This window comes from Vibrio sp. 1727, from assembly GCF_033344415.1.
In the GTDB taxonomy this organism is placed as follows: domain Bacteria; phylum Pseudomonadota; class Gammaproteobacteria; order Enterobacterales; family Vibrionaceae; genus Vibrio; species Vibrio alginolyticus.
In genome coordinates this window covers 1-743 of the sequence record NZ_JAWPOT010000223.1, presented here as the reverse complement: position 1 = coordinate 743, position 743 = coordinate 1, and the positions used below count along the sequence as shown (strand labels likewise).

Genomic DNA, 743 nt, shown 5'->3' with positions numbered 1-743 from the left:
AATATAAGTGATAAGTATTACCATTTGCATTAAATTTACATTCTTTGCATTTGCAAAGTTTTGTAAAGAACTCTCTGATGAAGAACCGCTCATACGAGATCCAGATCACAAATCGAGTTCACTTCATTGTTACCCGTTATTGTCTGAACACCAAACTCACGGTTAAACCACCTTGAGAACGGTTCTCTGCATTGACGGAACCACCCATCATTCGCATCGATTCCTTAACGATCGCCAGTCCAAGGCCGTATCCACCAAGCTTTTTGTCTCGCGAGGCATCCAAGCGGGTAAACGGGTTAAAGATATCGGATAACTTGTTCTCTGGGATGCCAGGCCCATCGTCAGAGACAGACATAACCAGATAAGCCTGCCCATTGATTTCTTGATTAGTCAGAGTCACTTCGATCCGAGCATCTTCACCCGCGTATTTGATAGCGTTGCCAACTAGATTATTCAGACAACGCACCACGAGAGTATCTTCACAGTAAGCTCTCGGCTCGGTCACACGAGAAACAAATACAATGCTCTGTGATTCCCTCAAATCGATTTTGCAACGCTCAACTTGTGGGGCTAGTAGCACTTCAAGATCACTACGCTTGGTCTCTTTGTCGTAGCGAGCATTCTCAAGGCGACTAAATTCCAAAATGTCACTGATTAGATGATTCAGCTCTTTGGCTTCGTCTTCCAACCGCGTCACTAGTTCTTGTTCGCTTTCACCAACTCGTTTACGCAATAGGTGCAAA

Annotated in this window: 1 protein-coding gene; it reads right to left on the bottom strand. The window is 44.4% G+C overall.

Translation table 11 applies throughout. From position 1 onward, the window contains the following. Window positions 1-136: 136 nt before the first annotated feature. Window positions 137-743: HAMP domain-containing sensor histidine kinase (locus R8O10_RS24900; RefSeq protein WP_318191914.1), on the bottom strand; the 607-nt coding region annotated here is incomplete at its 5' end.